The organism is Streptomyces sp. H27-D2 (assembly GCF_035828615.1).
Classification (GTDB): Bacteria; Actinomycetota; Actinomycetes; order Streptomycetales; family Streptomycetaceae; genus Streptomyces.
Genome location: NZ_JAYMZR010000049.1, coordinates 1 through 16,500 on the forward strand (window position 1 = coordinate 1; position 16,500 = coordinate 16,500).

The following is a 16,500-nucleotide window of genomic DNA, read 5'->3' on the forward strand; positions in this document are numbered from 1 at the left end:
CCGCCTCCGCGCCCGCGCACCGCCCCGCCCCCGGCGACGCGGGGATCGCGTAGCCGGAGGCGGCGGACGGACAGGGGCGAGCGGGGAGCGGAGCGATGGGCCCCGCCTGCCGGGCTCGGGGGCGGGTGCTCCTGGGGCCCTGGAGGCCCCTGGGGCGGTCCGCTGGCCGACGGGATGAAGAACCTCGGACCCTGGGATATCGCGCGCCCTGGGAAGATCTCGGGTCCTGGCTGAGCAGACCCCGGGGCCCGAGCCCCGGGAAGCCCTCGGGCCTCAGGGAAACCCCGGCCCCCGAGGGCGGGCGAAGCCGACCGCTCAGAACAGGCGGAGCTTGTCGTCCTCGATGCCGCGCAGTCCGTTGTAGTCGAGCACGACGCAGCCGATGCCGCGGTCGGTGGCGAGCACGCGCGCCTGCGGCTTGATCTCCTGGGCCGCGAAGATGCCCTTGACCGGAGCCAGGTGCGGGTCGCGGTTCAGCAGTTCGAGGTACCGGGTCAACTGCTCGACGCCGTCGATCTCACCGCGTCGCTTGATCTCCACCGCGACCGTGACGCCGTCCGCGTCGCGGCACAGGATGTCCACCGGGCCGATCGCCGTCGGGTACTCGCGCCGGATCAGCGTCCAGCCCTCGCCGAGGGTCTCCATCCGGTCCGCGAGCAGCTCCTGAAGGTGTGCTTCCACGCCGTCCTTGATGAGCCCGGGGTCCACCCCGAGTTCATGCGAGGAGTCGTGCAGCACTTCCTCCATCGTGATGATGAGCTTCTCGCCGGCCTTGTTCTCCACCGTCCAGACGCTGCCGTCGCCCTCCTTCAACGTGCAGGGCGGCGACATCCAGTTGAGTGGCTTGTATGCCTTGTCGTCCGCGTGAATGGACAGGCTGCCGTCGGCCTTCACGAGGATGAGGCGAGGCGCCGACGGAAGGTGGGCGGTGAGCCGGCCCGCGTAGTCCACGGAGCAGCGGGCAATGACGAGACGCATGGTCGGTCACGCTACTCGACGGCGGGTGGTCCACGCGATTCGCCCCTGGATGAACGTGTTCGGCTTCGGCCGGTTGTACGCGCATTCTCCTGGTGCCTCCGCCGTGCGCGACTTACCGTTGAAGCTGGTGGTTGTCGCGCGGACACGCTGTGTTGCCCTCGGCGACCGCTGATCCGAACCGTGAGACCCCGATGTCCGGGGTCGCGAGAGGAGAACCCCATGTCGCTCGACGTCTCACCGGCCCTCCTCCAACAGGCCGAGCGGGGCGACGTCGACGAAGCGGAATTCGTCGACTGCGTCCGGAGCTCCCTGCCCTACGCATGGGAGATGATCAGCTCTCTGGTGGTCCAGCTCAAGGTGGACGGCGGCCAGTTCGCCGACAACCAGGTACCGCCGCCGGACGAGCAGGCGCGCGGCCAGCTGCTGCGCGCACTGGCGAGCGACGCGATTCGCGGCGCCCTGGAGCGGCACTTCGGCGTACGGCTGGCGTTCCAGAACTGCCACCGGGTAGCGGTCTTCCCGCTCGACCCGGCGGTGGACGACCGGCTCGCCCGCTTCACCTCGATCCGAGGCCAGCTGCTCAATCAGTCGCCCGAGCTGCGGGACTGCTGACCCGACCCGTTGCCGTTCTGCACGCGGGAGGTGCAGATCTGTGCGGGAGCGGCAGTGTGCGGGAGGAGTGCCCCGGCTGTGTGATCGGGGGTGTGCGGCACGCCTCCGGCCGCTCGGCCGGAGGCACCCGCGCACGCCGCCGCGAACGGGAGGCGGTCACGCGATGCCGGTGCGGGTCAGGGCAGGATGCGGCTCAGGGCAGGAGCGGCATGACCTCGTGCCCCAGCCGCAGTACGTTCTGCTCGGTCGCCGCGAGATCCCCGGAACCCTCGACGAGCAGCGCGAACCTGCTGATCCCAGTCCGCTCGGCGGTGGCCGCGAGCCGGTCGGCGCACTGCTGGGGGGTGCCCAGCGGGTGCAGCCCGCACAACATCTCGGTGTAGTCCAGCGGGTCGCGCATCGACCGCGGCCTGCCGTCCACCGTCACATGCGCGCCCAGCCCCTGCCGCAGCCAGCCGGGCAGCGCCTTGGTCAGCGTCTCCGCCGCGTCCCTGCGGGTGTCGGAGACCTGCACGACACCGGCCGACACATGGGCCGCGGCCTCGACCTCGTCGGGCGTACGGCCCGCGGCGAGCGCGCTGCGCCGCCACAGGCCGACCATCGCGGCCTTGTCCTCGTCGCCGCAGTGCATGCCGAGCAGCATCGGCAGCCCGCGCTCTGCGGCCAGCAGGACCGACGCCGGGGAGGTGCACGCGAGCACCACGGGCGGCCGGCCCGCGCCGTCCATCAGCTCGTCGGGGCGGGGTACGACGGCGACCTCGCGGAACGCGAAGCGCTCGCCCGCCGCGCCCACCCGGGGCTCGCTCAGCCAGCGCAGCAGCAGATCCAGCGCTTCGGGGAAGTGGCGCTCGTACGCGGCCAGTCCGGAGCCGAAGACTTCCAGGTCCACCCAGGGGCCGCCGCGGCCGACGCCGAGCGTGAACCGCCCGCCCGAGGTCACATGCAGCAGCGCGGCCTGTTCGCCGAGCGCCACCGGATGGCCGGTCGGCAGCACGCTGACCGCGGTGCCCACCCCGATCCGCCGGGTGCGGCCCAGCAGCAGCGCGGCGAGCGTCACCGCCGACGGACAGACGCCGTACGGCACGAAGTGGTGTTCGGCCAGCCAGACCGAGTCGAGCCCGGCCTCCTCGGCCACCTCCGCCGACCGCACCGCGCGGTGCAGCGCTTCCCCCTGTCCCTGGCCCGGGAATTGAGCGGCCAGGATGAACGCCCCGATGTGCATCGTTGTCTTCCTCCTCGAAGCCGACGCGGCACTTTTCCCATAGAAAACAACGGGATGACACATGCCTAGGGCACGGCCTGGCGAGAAGTTTTCCCGATGATCAGAGGATGGCGGTATGCCGTGTCCGACAGTGACGAGCCAACGTAGGCTGGTGACCGCCCGTAGTCCCCAGACCTGTCGAGGTGTCCCGTGTCCCCGCGTCGAAATCGCCCGCCGGGTGGAGACAAGCCCCAACCCAGCGACGAGGGCGACCGCTTCGGTCTGGAGCGCACGGAGAGCTGGCGGGGCGAGGAGTGGATGGTGCGGCAGATCGGCGGCAGCGCCGCCGGCAAGCACTACCGCTGCCCGGGGTGCGACCAGGAGATCCCGCCGGGGGTGCCGCATGTGGTGGCCTGGCCGCAGGACGGCGGCGCGGACGACCGCCGGCACTGGCACAAGGCGTGCTGGAACGCACGGGACCGCCGGAGCGCGCGGCTCCAGCGGTCCCGTAACGCACCGCGCTACTGAGCGCGGTTCGAGCGGTCCGAGCGGTCCGAACGGGCGTCAGCCGTCGGATGCCGGCCCTCGGACGTCAGCCGTCAGACGTCGCGCTTCTCCAGCATGATGAACGCGACCACGAACACAGCCGCGGTGACCCCCGCGAGCCCGCCGAGCAGCGGCCAGCCGGAGGCGTCGCCGCCGTCCATCGGGATGCGGTAGAGCGTGGCCAGGCCGTTGATCGGCGAGTACTCGATGAGCTTCTCGCGCACCGTCGACAGGCTCTCGCCGATCATGAACAGCGCGAGCAGCAGCGGCAGCAGCACGACGCCCAGCATCGCGGTGATCGCGCCGGCCGAGTGCCGCAGCAGCGAGCCGACGGCCAGCGCCAGCAGGCCCAGCAGCGCGACGTACAGCCCGGCGCCGATGGTCGCCCCGAACCACTGGCTGCCGTCGGCGACGACCTGGCCGGCCTCGATCGATCCGCTCATGGTCGGGCTGTCCGTGGCGTAGTCGGGCACCGTCTGGTCGCTGAGCATCGCCGAGTGCATCAGCGCGACCAGGGCGCAGGCCACGGTCGTCAGCACGAACGTCAGCACGAAGAAGACGAGCGCCTTGGCGGCCAGCACCCGGCTGCGGCTCGGGCAGGCGGTCAGCGTCGTACGGATCATGCCAGTGCCGTACTCGGAGGTGACCACCAGCACGCCGAGCGTGATGACGCACAGCTGGCCGAGCATCAGCCCGAAGAAGCCGCCGCCGAGCAACGGCATACCGACGTAGTCCTGGCTGCCCATGGCCAGGGCGACCAGGAAGCCGACGCCGACGACGAGGACCAGCATGACGCTCAGCGTCCATATCGTGGAGCGCACGGTGCGGATCTTGGTCCACTCGGAGGCGATCGCGTGGCCCAGGTGGGTGCGCTCCATCGGGATCGGCGAGGCGTAGCCGTGCCCGGCCGGCGCGCCGCCGCCCTGCCACTGGCCCTGCTGCTGAGGCGGCTGCGGGCCCTGCGCGTACGGCTGCGGCGGCGGACCGGGCTGGTGGAGCTGCGGCTGCGGCGGCTGTCCGGGCTGCTGGTACGGGGTCGTCATCGGGCGTCCTCATCATCGCGGTGGTCGCGGGGTTCGCGGTTCTCGCGCTTGCTCAGGTCGGCAGGGGCGGCAGGGGAGTCCGCGGGGGCCGGGGGAGCGGCGGCGGGCCGGGCCTGCGCCGCGGCGGGGCCGCCCCACGCCTCGGTGTGCGCGTACGGGTTCGGCATGCCCTGCGGCGGGCCTTGCGGGGCCGTCTGCGCTGCTCCCGGCGCTGGGGGTGCTCCCTGGGGGGCCGTCTGCGGTGCTGCCTGCTGCGGGGCCGGCGGGGGGTTGTACGCGCCGAGCTGCGGCTGCGCGTACGGGCCGCCCTGCGGGGCGTAGCCCTGCGGGGGCGCGCCCTGCGGCGCGTACCCGGCGGGGATCTGCTGGAGGCCGGCCCGCTGGTCGGCGGTGGAGCGGTAGTCGACCGCGCCCTGCGTCATCCGCATGTACGCCTCTTCCAGCGAGGCCTGGTGCGGGGAGAGCTCCCACAGCCGGATGTCCGCGCCGTGCGCCAGTTCGCTGATGCGCGGCAGCTCGACCCCGGTCACCCGCAGCGCGCCGTCCGGCTCGGGCAGCACCTGCGCGCCCGCCTCGGTCAGCGTCGCGGTCAGCTTCTCCCGGTGCTGCGGCTCGCTGTCCGGCGTACGCACCCGGGCGAAGCCCGCCGAGTTGTGCGCGATGAAGTCGTTCACGCTCATGTCGGCGAGCAGCTGGCCGCGCCCGATGACGATGAGGTGTTCGGCGGTGAGCGCCATCTCGCTCATCAGGTGGCTGGAAACGAACACCGTGCGGCCCTCGGCGGCGAGCTGCTTCATCAGGTTGCGGACCCAGAGGATGCCCTCCGGGTCGAGGCCGTTGACCGGCTCGTCGAAGAGCAGCACCTGCGGGTCGCCGAGCAGCGCGCCGGCGATGCCGAGCCGCTGCCCCATGCCGAGCGAGAAGCCGCCGGAGCGCTTCCTGGCGACGTCCTGGAGACCGACGACGCCGAGCACCTCGTCGACCCGGCGGGCCGGGATGCCGGAGAGCTGCGCGAGGCACATCAGGTGCTGCCGGGCGCTGCGCCCGCCGTGCACGGCCTTGGCGTCGAGCAGCGCGCCGACCTGGCGGGGGGCGTTGGGCAGCCGCCGGAAGGGGTGGCCGCCGATCGTGACCTGACCGCTGCTCGGTTCGTCCAGGCCCAGGATCATCCGCATCGTGGTCGATTTACCGGAGCCGTTGGGCCCCAGGAAACCGGTCACGATGCCCGGCCGTACCTGGAATGACAAGTTGTACACGGCTGTCTTGGCGCCGTAGCGCTTCGTCAGACCGACTGCCTCGATCATTCTCCGCCCCTCGCGAGATTGGTCGGGGCACGTGCCCCCGTAAGGGTAAGGAGGATAACGGCAGGTTGACGGTTCCCGGCCATCGGCGAGTGTGACCGGCGTCCGCGCAGGTCGGGGCAGGTCCGGAGAACGGTCCGGGCGACGCCGGTGCTAGGCGTCGCGCTTCTTGAGGAACAGATAGCCGCAGACCATCGCCGCGGCCACCCACACCAGCATGATCACCAGCCCGCCCCAGGGCCCGTACGGGGTGTCGTCGTCCAGCGGCGGGATCACCTGCATGACCTTCTGGCCGGCCTGGTCGGGGAGGTACTGCGCGTACTTCTTGGTGGCCGAGACGCCGCCGAGGATGTTGGAGATCAGGAAGAAGAACGGCATCAGGATGCCCAGCGACAGCATCGGGCTGCGCAGCATCGTGGCGAGGGCCATCGAGAACACCGCGATGAGCGTCATATAGAGCCCGCCGCCGACCACCGCGCGCAGCACCCCGGGGTCGCCGAGCGCCGCCTGGTGCGAGCCGAGCAGCGACTGGCCGAGGAAGAAGGTGACGAAGCTGGTGATCAGGCCGACGACCAGGGCGAGCACCGTCGCGACCGCGACCTTGCCGAAGAGGAACGCGCCGCGCTGCGGCACTGCGGCGAGCGAGGTGCGGATCATGCCGGTGCTGTACTCGTTGCCGACGACCAGCACCCCGAAGACGATCATCGCGAGCTGGCCGAGGCCCATCCCGGCGAAGCTGATGAAGGTGGGGTCGAAGGTGAGCCGGTCCTCCTGGGACAGATTCTTGAAGTCGTTCTTGGACAGGACGCAGATCAGCGCGCCGAGGCCCGCGGTGACGACCGCGGCCAGGCCCAGTGTCCACACCGTCGACCGCACTGACTTGATCTTGGTCCACTCCGAGCGGAGGACCTGCGAAACCGCCATGGCTCAGGAACCCTTCTTCTGCCAGTCGCCGCCCCAGCCGGACCGGGCCGCGGCGAGCTCACCCGCGGGCGCCGCGGCCGGCTCCCCGACCGGTGCGCCGGAGGCCGGGGCCGAGTGCGCGTGGTACTCCACCGACTCCGCCGTGAGCTGCATGAAGGCGTCCTCCAACGAGGCCCGCTGCGGACTCAGCTCGTGCAGCACCAACTCGTGCCGCGCGGCCAGATCACCCAGCGGGGCCGCTCCCGTGCCGTCCACCTCCAGGGCGCCGTCCGAGGCGGCGGCCACGGTGATCCCGGCCGCCGTCAGCACGTCGAGCAGCCGCTCCCGCTCCGGCGAGCGCAGCCGTACGTAGGTCCGTGAGTTCTCCGCGATGAAGTCGGCCATCGAGGTGTCGGCGAGCAGCTTGCCCTGGCCGATCACCACCAGGTGGTCCGCGGTGAGCGCCATCTCGCTCATCAGGTGGCTGGAGACGAAGACCGTACGGCCCTGCGAGGCCAGCCCCTTCATGAGGTTGCGGATCCAGTGGATGCCCTCCGGGTCGAGGCCGTTGACCGGCTCGTCGAACATCAGGATCTCCGGGTCGCCCAGCAGCGCGCCGGCGATCCCCAGCCGCTGCCCCATGCCGAGCGAGAACCCCTTGGACCGCTTCTCGGCGACCGAGGTGAGCCCCACGGTGTCCAGCACCTCGTCCACCCGGCCGCGCCGGATGCCGTTGCTCTGCGCGAGGCACAGCAGATGGTTGTACGCGCTCCGGCCGCCGTGCATCGCCTTCGCGTCGAGCAGCGCGCCGATGTACTTCAGCGGGTCGGTCAGCTGCCGGTAGCTCTTGCCGTCGATCCGCACCCGGCCGCCGGACGGGTTGTCGAGGTCGAGCATCATCCGCATCGTGGTCGACTTGCCGGCCCCGTTCGGGCCGAGGAACCCGGTGACGATGCCCGGCCGGACGGTGAACGTCAGATCGTCCACCGCGGTCTTCTCGCCGTAGCGCTTGGTCAGCCCCTCGAGCTCGATCATGCGGCCACGGTAAGGGGGCGCGAGGCCCCTCGCCACTGGAGTGGCGAGGGGCGAGCGTTGGTTGACCGGGACCGCCCGGGGCGGTGTCCTCAAGCGCCGGACGGGCTGATTGGTCCTGCGGGTGGCCTCAAGCGCCGGACGGCTGAAAATTCAGTCCGTCCGGCGCTTGAGGCCAGCGTGCGGCCACGGACGCGTGCCACCGGGGCCCCGGGCCGAGCCCAGGGAAGTACCCCGCCAAGTCCAAGCGACTAGCGAGTCTGCTGGGCCGGGACGCCGCGGGTGACCGGCTCGTCGCCGGGGTCGCCGACGGCGGCTACGGCCGCGCCGGTCAGTGTCGCCAGCATCTCGCGGACGTTGGTGAGCTGGGCGTTGATGCTGTCGCGGCGGTTGGTGAGCGCCGCGAGCTCGCGCTCGGACTCGCTGCGGATGCGGTCGGCCTTGGCGTTGGCGTCGGCGACGATGTCCTCCGCCTGGCGCTGCGCGGTCTCCACCGTCTGACGGGCACGGCGCTCCGCGTCCGTACGCAGCTTCTCGGCTTCGAGGCGGAGCTGCTCGGCGCGGTGCTCGATCTCGGCGAGACGCTTCTCCGCCTTGGCCTGACGCGACGCCAGGTCACGCTCGGACTGCTCGCGGCGCTTGGCGAGGTTCGTCTCGAAGTCGGCGGCGGCCTGAGCGGCCTTGGCGCGGGTCTCCTCGAAGAGGGAGTCCGCCTCCTCGCGCTTGGACAGCGCGTCCTTCTGCGCCTCGCCGCGCAGCGTGGAAGCGTCGCCCTTCGCCTTCTCGACGATGCGCTGGCCCTCGTCCTCGGCCTTCGACTTCCGCTCGACGGCGAACGACTCGGCGTCGTTGCGCACCTGCTGGGCGGAGGACTCGGCGAGCTCGCGGTGCTGCTCGGCGGCGCGACGGGCCTCTTCCCGAAGGTCCTTGGCCTCTTCCTCGGCGAGCCGGAGGATCTTCTCGACCCTGGCGCCGAGGCCCGCGTAGGACGGCTCCGAGTCATTGACCTGAGCCTGGGCGTTCTGCGTTTCGAGGTGCAGCTCCTCGATCCGCTTCTCCAACGAGGTGATACGGGCCAGTGCGCTGTCGCGGTCGGCTACGAGCTTGGTAATGCGGTCGTCCACCTGGCCGCGGTCGTATCCACGCCGCACGAGCTCGAAGCCGAATGGGGAGGAAGTGTCGCTCATGGGGTTCCTGTCGAAAGAGACCGGTGAGGTGATAGGGGGAATCCTAGGGGTGCGAGCGGCGTGTCATCGAGTCAATGCCCGTTTGATCTGGAGAATGTCCCCTCGTTCGGGTGGCTAGCCCTCGGACTGCTTGCCACCCGAACGGGTCGCGCCCGCGGCGGCTGCCGTCTTACCGCCGTTCTCCTTGGGACTGCCTGCCCCAGGAGTCTCGAATGATTCCAACGCCTCCAACACGTCCTGGACACGGGAGATCTCCGTCTGAATGTCTTCGCGACGGCGCACCAGGACCGCGAGTTCGCGTTTGCCCTCGTCGACCATCCGTTCCGCCTCCTCGGCGGCCTCCTGGTGCACCCGCTCGGCCTCCCGGACCAACTCGGCCTTCTTCGAAGCGGCTTCCTTGAGCAGGCCCTCGGCCTTCTTGACGGCGGCGATCCGCACCTTGCTGGCCTCGCCGCTCGCGTCGGAGAGCATGTTCTTGGCCTTCTCCTCGGCCTCCGCCAGCTGTTCGTTCGCGGCCGTGACCAGCTTGTCGACGCGCTCGCCCGCCGTCCGCAACTGCTCGGCGGACTCCCGGCGGGCCCGGTCGTGCAGCTCCTCGACCTCGGACTCGATGCGGGTGCGCAGCTCCTCGGCGCGCTCCCTTACCGCGGTGGCGTCCCGACGGGCCTCGCTGAGCAGCGTGTCGGCGTCCATACGGGAGCGCTCAACCATGGTGTTGCCCTCGACGGTCGACTCGGCGACCAGCCGCTCGGCCTCCCTGCGGGCCGCGCCGACCATCGTGTCCGCCTGCTCCTCCGCCGCCGCGGCCGTCCGCAGCGCGGACTCCTGCGCGTCGGAGGTGAGCCGTTCGGCCTCCGAGGAGGACTCGCCGACCAGCCGGTCGGCCTGCTCGGCCGCGTCGTTGCGGCGCTGGTTGGCCTCCGCGCGCGCCTCGTCGAGGACCCGCTCGGAGTCGGTGCGCGCCGCGTTGCGCAGCCGCTCGGCCTCCTCGGCCGCGGCCGTCGCGAGCTGCTCCGACTCGGCGCGGGTGCGCGCCGCGTGCTGCTGCGCGGAGAGGACCGTCTCGGCGGCCTCGGCCCGCAGCCGCTCCGCCTCGCCGGTGGCCTCGGCGAGCATCCGCTCGGACTCGGCGGTGGCTTCGTTGACGAGCCGGTCGGCCTGCTCGGCGGCCTCCTGGCGGCGGGCGTTCGCGCTCTCCCGCGCCTCGGTGCGGGTCTGCTCGGACTCGTTGATGGCGTCCGAAACGGTTCGCTCCGCGAGCGTCTTGGCGGCGTCCGTCTCGTCCCGCGCCTCGCCGCGCAGCCGCGCCGCGTCCTCGGCGGCGCGCTCCCGCTCGGTGTAGGCGTCGGTGCGGACCCGGTCCGCCTCCTCCTGCGCCTCGGTGCGGGTGCGCTGCGCGGCGTGCTCGGCGGCCGACCGCAGACCGGTGACCTCCTCCTCGGCCCGCGCGTGCAGACCCGACACCGCGTCCCGTACCTGCTGCGCGGTCTGCTCGGCGGAGGCGACCAGCTCGCCCGCCCGTCGCTCCGCCTCTTCGACCAGCCGCTGCGCCTCGTCCTGCGCCTCGGAGACCCGCTTGCGGGCGGCGGCGAGCAGCCCCTCGCTCTGCTCGCGGGCCTGCTCGCGTTCCTGCTGTGCTTCGTCGCGGGCCTCGCCGAGGGTCTGCTCGGCCTGCTGCTGGAGGGCGCGCAGCCGCTCCGCGGACTCGGTGCGCAGCCGTTCGGACTCCTCGGCGGTGTCCTTGCGCAGCCGCTCGGCCTCGGTACGGGCCTCGCGCAGCGTCTGTTCGGTGGCGGTGACCCGCTCCTCGGCCTCGGTGTGCAGCCGGGTCAGCTCGCCCTCGGCCTCCGCGCGGCGGTCCTGGGCGGCCTGCTCCGCCTCGGCGCGCAGCTGCTTGGAGGCTTCCTCCGCGTCGGACTTGACGCGGGCGGCCTGCTCCTCGGACTCGGTGCGCAGTTCCTCGGCCTCGGTGCGGGCTCGCTCCAGGGCCTCCTCGGCCTGCTTGTGCAGCGCGGTGGCGCGCTCAGTCGCCTCGGTGCGGACCCGCTTGCCGTCGGCGGTCGCGCTGTCCCGGGTCTCCTCGGCGTCGGACTTGGCGCGGGTCAGCAACTCCTCGGCGGCGGTGGCCGCTTCCTCGATCTGCTGGAGCGCCTCGCGGCGGGCCTCGCCGCGGATGCGCTCGCCCTCGGCGACGGCCTCGGAGCGCAGCTGCTCGGCCTCGCCGCGCAGCCGCCGGGCCTCTTCCTGAAGCTCGACGGTCTTGGCCCGGTACTCCTTGGTGTCGTCCTTGGCCGCGCCCTTGAGCTCCTCGGCGGCGTCGGCCGCCTCGGCGCGCAGCCGCTCGGTCTCGGCGGCGGCCTCGCTGCGGATGCGCTCAGCCTCCTCGGAGGCGGCGCGGGTGGTGGCGCGGGCGTCGTCGGACGCCTTGGTCAGCACGGCCTCGGCGGCCTTCGCGGCCTTGGCGAGCTGGGCCGCGGAGTCCTCGGCGGCGGCCGAGCGGGCCGACTCCTGGGCCTCGGCGAGCAGCCGCTCGGACTTGGTGCGCGCGTCCGTCAGCGACTGCTCGGCCTCGGCCTTGAGCGCATCGGACTCCTTGGTGGCCTCACCGACCATCCGGGCGATCTGGGCGCGGGCGGTCCTGGTGCGCTGCTCGTTCTCCGACTCGGCGGCGGACAGCCTGGTCGTCGCGGACTCGGTGGCCTCGCCGACCAGCTTCTCCGCCTCGGCGCGGGCCTCGCGCAGCGCGGTGGTGGCCTCTTGCATCCGCTGCTCGGCGCCGCGGGCCAGCTCGGTGGACTCGCGGCGGGTCTCCTCGGACTCGGTCGCGGTCGCGGTGCGCAGCTGCTCGGCGTGGTCGGTGGCCTCCTGCGCCTGCGTCGAGGCGGCGTTGAGCAGCCGTTCGGCGTCGGTGCGGGCCCGGCGAAGAATCGCTTCGGCTTCGGAACGGGCCGTCTCGGCCTCGGAACCGAGGCGCTCGCGGGCCTGTTCGGCGAGGCGCTGGGCCTCGGCGCGGGTGGCTGCGAGCGACTGCTCGGCCTCGGCGCGCGACTCCTCCAGCAGCCGGCGGGCCTGCGACTCGGTGCGGGCGCGCAACTGCTCGGCCCACGCGACGTTCTCGTTGACGTGCGACTCGACGGTCGCGCGGCGCTCGGCCAGCTCCTCGTCGAGGCGCTGGCGGCGGGTGACCGCCTCGGAGTGCAGCTCGGCTTCGAGCAGGGACTGCCGCTCGGCCCGTTCCTGGAGCAGCCGTTGGGTCTGCGCGCGGGCGTCGCGCAGCTCGCGCTCGGCGTCGGTGCGCAGCTGGTCGGCCTGGATCTGGGCGTTGCGCAGGAGCTGTTCGGCCTGGTGACTGAGGTTGTCGTAGGCGGGACGGGTCGCGAGAGAGCGGCGCGCCTCGTGGAGCTTGGCGCGCAGCACCTCGACCTGGTAGCCGAGGTCGTCGGCGTGCTCGACGGCCTTCTTCCGCTCCGTCTTCAGCCGCTCCATCTCGGCTTCGAACTGAGAGAGGTGGTCGTCAGCCTCGTAGCGGTCGTTGCCCCGCACTGCGCGGTCCCATCCGTCCCCTAGTCGCGTTGGCGGCCGGCACCGTCCTGCCCGTACCGGAGGTGGCCCTTAACAAGAAATGGTGTCAGATCATCGGCAGGATGCGGACCGAGCCCCCAACCGTCACCCCGGCCGAAGGTGCACTCTACCGGCCGGGGAAGCGGAAGGTCAGTGATCCGTTGCGCCGGGGGCCGGGTGGAGGGCAGCGGAGGTGACCAGTTCGGTCAATACGCCGTGGCAGTCCTTGGGGTGCAGGAAGGTGATCCGCGACCCCATGGAGCCGGTCCGCGGCTCGTCGTAGAGCACCCGCACGCCCTTGTCGCGCACGGCCGCGGCGTCGCCGTCGACGTCCGCGGTGCCGAAGGCGATGTGGTGCACGCCCTCGCCGTTCTTGGCCAGCCACTTGCCCACCGCGGAGTCCTCGCGGGTGGCTTCGAGGAGCTGAAGATACGAGGCGCCGCCGTCGGAGGTCTCATTGATCTTGAGCATCGCCTCGCGCACCCCCTGCTCCTCGTTGACCTCGCTGTGGAACACCTCGAAGCCGTAAGTGGCACGGTAGAACTCGACAGTTCTGTCGAGGTCGAAACAGGCGATCCCGATGTGGTCGATTCTTGTCAGCATCCTCCTAGTGCACCGCTCACACGGGTGGTTACGCAACGTGCGCGCGATCACACCCGCCGACCGGTGACCAGGGGCCTACCGCTCAGTACATTGACGTCAAACCCTCGTACACCTTTCTTCCGGGGGCCACGGCGACCGTCGGCGCCCGCGCCGCGGGCCGTACCCCGAAAGTCCTTCTCCGAAGGGGCCGCACCATGACTGGTACGACCGGCAGGACGAACGGCACCACCTCCGTGATCGTCGCGGGAGCCCGTACGCCGATGGGGCGTCTGCTCGGCTCGCTGCGCACCTTCTCCGGGGCGGACCTCGGTGGCGTGGCCATCAAGGCCGCGCTGGACCGGGCCGGCATCGGCGGCGATCAGGTGCAGTACGTGATCATGGGACAGGTGCTGCAGGCGGGCACCGGCCAGATCCCGGCGCGGCAGGCCGCCGTCAAGGCCGGCATCCCGATGAGCGTCCCGGCGCTGACGATCAACAAGGTCTGTCTGTCCGGGCTCGACGCGATCGCGCTCGCCGACCAGCTCATCAGGGCGGGCGAGTTCGACGTCGTGGTGGCCGGCGGCCAGGAGTCCATGACCAACGCCCCGCATGTGCTGCCCAAGTCCCGTGAGGGCTTCAAGTACGGCGCGATCGAGATGCTCGACTCGATGGCCCACGACGGCCTGACCGACTCCTTCGAGGGCATCCCGATGGGGGAGTCCACGGAGAAGCACAACACCCGGCTCGGCATCGACCGGCCCGCGCAGGACGAGATCGCCGCGCTGTCCCACCAGCGGGCGGCCGCCGCCCAGAAGAACGGCCTGTTCGAGGCCGAGATCACGCCGGTCGAGATCCCGCAGCGCAAGGGCGACCCGGTGCTCTTCTCGCAGGACGAGGGCATCCGCGCCGAGACGACCCCCGAGTCGCTGGCCAAGCTGCGGCCCGCGTTCGCCAAGGACGGCACGATCACCGCCGGCACCGCCTCGCAGATCTCGGACGGCGCGGCGGCGGTCGTGGTGATGAGCCGCGCCAAGGCCGAGGAGCTGGGCCTCGAATGGCTCGCCGAGATCGGCGCGCACGGCAATGTGGCGGGACCGGACAACTCGCTCCAGTCGCAGCCCTCCAACGCCATCGCGCACGCGCTGCGCAAGGAGGGCCTGGGCGTCGAGGATCTTGATCTGATCGAGATCAACGAGGCGTTTGCCGCCGTCTCCGTCCAGTCAATGAAGGACCTGGGGGTGACCCCGGAAAAGGTGAACGTCAACGGCGGGGCCATCGCCCTGGGCCACCCGATCGGGATGTCCGGAGCGCGTCTGGTGCTGCACCTCGCGCTGGAGCTGAAGCGGCGCGGCGGCGGGGTCGGCGCGGCCGCGCTGTGCGGCGGCGGCGGTCAGGGTGACGCGCTGGTCATCCGGGTGCCGCAGAAGTAGCGACCGGACAGTGACGGCCGGGCAGTGACGACCGGGCGGTATCGGCCGGTACGGGTGCGAGGAGCGGAGCAGCGATGGTGGATGTCCCCGAACTGGTGGAGCAGGCGCGCCACGGCAGGCCGCGGGCCGTGGCCCGGCTGATCTCGCTGGTCGAGGGGGCGTCGCCGCAGCTGCGCGAGGTGATGGCCGCGCTGGCGCCGCTGACCGGCGGCGCGTATGTGGTCGGGCTGACCGGATCGCCCGGTGTCGGCAAGTCGACCTGCACCTCGGCGCTGGTCACCGCCTACCGGAAGACCGGCAAGCGGGTGGGGGTGCTGGCGGTAGACCCCTCCTCGCCGTTCTCCGGCGGCGCGCTGCTCGGCGACCGGGTGCGGATGAGCGAGCACGCCTCCGACCCCGGGGTCTACATCAGGTCGATGGCCACCCGCGGTCACTTGGGCGGGCTCGCCTGGTCCGCGCCGCAGGCGATCCGGGTGCTGGACGCCGCCGGCTGCGAGATCGTCCTGGTGGAGACGGTGGGCGTCGGGCAGTCCGAGGTCGAGATCGCCTCGCAGGCCGATACCAGCGTGGTGCTGCTCGCGCCGGGCATGGGCGACGGAATCCAGGCCGCGAAGGCCGGAATCCTGGAGATCGGCGATGTGTACGTCGTCAACAAGGCGGACCGGGACGGCGCGGACGCGACGGCCCGCGAGCTGCGCAACATGCTGGGCCTGGGCGAGGCGCGCGGGCCGGGCGACTGGCGCCCGCCGATCGTCAAGACGGTGGCCGCCAGGAGCGAGGGCATCGACGAGGTCGTCGAGGCGCTGGAGAAGCACCGGGCGTGGATGGAGGAACGCGGGGTCCTCGGCGAGCGGCGGGCGGCGCGGGCCGCCCACGAGGTCGAGACCATCGCGGTCACCGCGCTGCGCGAGCGGATCGGCGACCTGCGCGGGGACCGCCGGCTGGGAGCGCTCGCGGAGCGGATCGTCGCGGGCGAGCTGGACTCGTACCGGGCCGCGGATGAGCTGATCGCGGGGATCACGGAGGGCTGAGGGCCTGCCGCGGCTGCTTTCGGGGAGAGGCGTCCGGAGCGCCGTCCGGGAGAGCTTCCCGAGCGGGCTTCCCGAGCGGGTGGGCACGCGGCCTGTCACGCACAGCGGCCCGAACGGCGGTGGTTCTACGGGTCGTACGGTCCTGCGGCTCGTACAAGCGGCCGGTACGGGTGATCAGTACGGGCGGCACCACGGGCGGCCACTACGGGGGATGGCCGCGCGAGATCCGTACGGCTGATCAGTTGTCCAGGTCGCTGCTGTCGTCGTCGCTGTCGTCGTCGTGGTCGGCCGGGGCGGTGGTGACCTTGCCGGTCTTGAGGTCGACGCGCAGGTCCTGCTGCTTGCCGTCCTTGCCCTGGACCTCGACCTCCCACGCGGTGGTGGCGTTGTCGTCGTCCAGGTCGACCGAGGTCACCGTGCCGCGCGACTGGGCGGCCTGGGCAGCGTCCCTGGCGTCGACGCCGGAGCCCTTGAGGTCCTTGCGGACGTTGCGGGCGTCAGCGGCACCGTCGTCGTCGCGGTCCTGGTGCTGGTTCAGCACCTTGGCGTTGCCCGCGTCGATGGTCACGTCGTGCCAGGTGTTGTCCTTGGCGAGGACGTCGATCTCCCAGGCCAGGTCGGAGCCCTCCGCGTCGAGCTCGGCGGAGGTCACCGTGCCCGGGGAAGCCTTGAGGGCCGCGCTGATGGCCTCGGAGACACTGACCTTGGCCGCCTTGGCCTGCGCGTCGTCCTCCCGGGCGTCCCTGGCGTCCTCGGCCTTGTCGTCGTCCCGGTCGGCCTTGTCGTCGGCGCGGTCCGTCTTGTCGTCGGCCTTGTCCTCGGCGCGCTCGGCCTTGTCCTCCGCCTTGTCCTCGGCGCGGTCCGCCTTCTCCTCGGCGGCGCTGTCGTGGTCGTCGCCGTCGTCGTCCCGGTCCGCCACCTGGACGCTGGAGCGCTTGGCCTGCCCGCTGTCCTCGCCCGACACGGCGAAGGCGGTGGCGGTGCCGCCGGTGATCAGGGCGGCGGCGGTGACGGTGGCGATGACGATGTTGCGCTTCATGTGGTCCTCCTGGTGGGGCTGTGGCTGCTTGCGCCGGTTGCTCTGTGGACCACC

At 71.9% G+C, this 16,500-nt stretch carries 14 protein-coding genes; 4 read left to right on the forward strand and 10 right to left on the reverse strand.

All coding sequences use genetic code 11. The annotated features are described in order from the left end of the window. Window positions 1-315: 315 nt before the first annotated feature. Window positions 316-978, reverse strand: a complete 663-nt coding sequence (nucS, locus tag QMK28_RS19350) for an endonuclease NucS (RefSeq protein ID WP_326439610.1) — start codon at window positions 976-978, stop codon at window positions 316-318. A gap of 219 nt (window positions 979-1,197) precedes the next feature. Here nucS and QMK28_RS19355 point away from each other — a divergent pair, with 219 nt between their 5' ends. Beyond that, complete coding sequence (locus QMK28_RS19355) at window positions 1,198-1,590, forward strand: SCO5389 family protein (protein WP_326439612.1); 393 nt, start codon at window positions 1,198-1,200, stop codon at window positions 1,588-1,590. A gap of 193 nt (window positions 1,591-1,783) precedes the next feature. Here QMK28_RS19355 and QMK28_RS19360 read toward each other — a convergent pair whose 3' ends face one another. Further along, window positions 1,784-2,812: an LLM class flavin-dependent oxidoreductase gene (locus tag QMK28_RS19360; protein ID WP_326439614.1), complete on the reverse strand. Its 1,029-nt coding sequence runs from the start codon at window positions 2,810-2,812 to the stop codon at window positions 1,784-1,786. Between the two features lie 189 nt (window positions 2,813-3,001). Here QMK28_RS19360 and QMK28_RS19365 point away from each other — a divergent pair, with 189 nt between their 5' ends. Then, the gene (locus QMK28_RS19365) at window positions 3,002-3,319 is read left to right on the forward strand and encodes an ATP/GTP-binding protein (protein ID WP_326439616.1); all 318 of its coding nucleotides are present in this window, start codon (window positions 3,002-3,004) and stop codon (window positions 3,317-3,319) included. 71 nt (window positions 3,320-3,390) lie between these two features. On the opposite strand, the gene QMK28_RS19370 is transcribed toward QMK28_RS19365, so the two are convergent. The 7 genes from QMK28_RS19370 to mce form a co-directional block, all read right to left on the reverse strand. Continuing rightward, window positions 3,391-4,380, reverse strand: a complete 990-nt coding sequence (locus QMK28_RS19370; RefSeq protein WP_326439618.1) for an ABC transporter permease — start codon at window positions 4,378-4,380, stop codon at window positions 3,391-3,393. Next, window positions 4,377-5,684 carry an ABC transporter ATP-binding protein gene (locus tag QMK28_RS19375; RefSeq protein ID WP_326439620.1) on the reverse strand — a complete coding sequence of 436 codons (1,308 nt, stop codon included), beginning with the start codon at window positions 5,682-5,684 and terminating at the stop codon, window positions 4,377-4,379. The genes QMK28_RS19370 and QMK28_RS19375 overlap by 4 nt, the downstream gene beginning before the upstream one ends. A gap of 150 nt (window positions 5,685-5,834) precedes the next feature. Next, window positions 5,835-6,605 (reverse strand): ABC transporter permease subunit, encoded by a 771-nt coding sequence (locus QMK28_RS19380; RefSeq protein ID WP_326439622.1) that lies wholly within the window; start codon window positions 6,603-6,605, stop codon window positions 5,835-5,837. Between the two features lie 3 nt (window positions 6,606-6,608). Continuing rightward, window positions 6,609-7,619, reverse strand: coding sequence for an ATP-binding cassette domain-containing protein (locus QMK28_RS19385; RefSeq protein WP_326439624.1), 1,011 nt, complete (start codon window positions 7,617-7,619; stop codon window positions 6,609-6,611). Between the two features lie 248 nt (window positions 7,620-7,867). Beyond that, window positions 7,868-8,803, reverse strand: a complete 936-nt coding sequence (locus tag QMK28_RS19390; protein ID WP_326439626.1) for a cellulose-binding protein — start codon at window positions 8,801-8,803, stop codon at window positions 7,868-7,870. Between the two features lie 114 nt (window positions 8,804-8,917). Continuing rightward, window positions 8,918-12,346, reverse strand: a complete 3,429-nt coding sequence (locus tag QMK28_RS19395; protein ID WP_326439628.1) for a hypothetical protein — start codon at window positions 12,344-12,346, stop codon at window positions 8,918-8,920. Between the two features lie 168 nt (window positions 12,347-12,514). Further along, window positions 12,515-12,967 carry a methylmalonyl-CoA epimerase gene (gene mce / locus QMK28_RS19400; RefSeq protein WP_326439630.1) on the reverse strand — a complete coding sequence of 151 codons (453 nt, stop codon included), beginning with the start codon at window positions 12,965-12,967 and terminating at the stop codon, window positions 12,515-12,517. A 194-nt stretch (window positions 12,968-13,161) separates the two neighbouring features. Between mce and QMK28_RS19405 the strand changes: the two genes are divergently transcribed. After that, window positions 13,162-14,376 (forward strand): acetyl-CoA C-acetyltransferase, encoded by a 1,215-nt coding sequence (locus tag QMK28_RS19405; RefSeq protein WP_326439632.1) that lies wholly within the window; start codon window positions 13,162-13,164, stop codon window positions 14,374-14,376. A gap of 74 nt (window positions 14,377-14,450) precedes the next feature. Continuing rightward, entirely contained in the window at window positions 14,451-15,407 is a 957-nt protein-coding gene (meaB, locus tag QMK28_RS19410; RefSeq protein ID WP_326439634.1) for a methylmalonyl Co-A mutase-associated GTPase MeaB, read from the forward strand. Between the two features lie 238 nt (window positions 15,408-15,645). Here meaB and QMK28_RS19415 read toward each other — a convergent pair whose 3' ends face one another. Then, window positions 15,646-16,446: a PepSY domain-containing protein gene (locus QMK28_RS19415; RefSeq protein WP_326439636.1), complete on the reverse strand. Its 801-nt coding sequence runs from the start codon at window positions 16,444-16,446 to the stop codon at window positions 15,646-15,648. Between the last annotated feature and the right edge of the window lie 54 nt (window positions 16,447-16,500).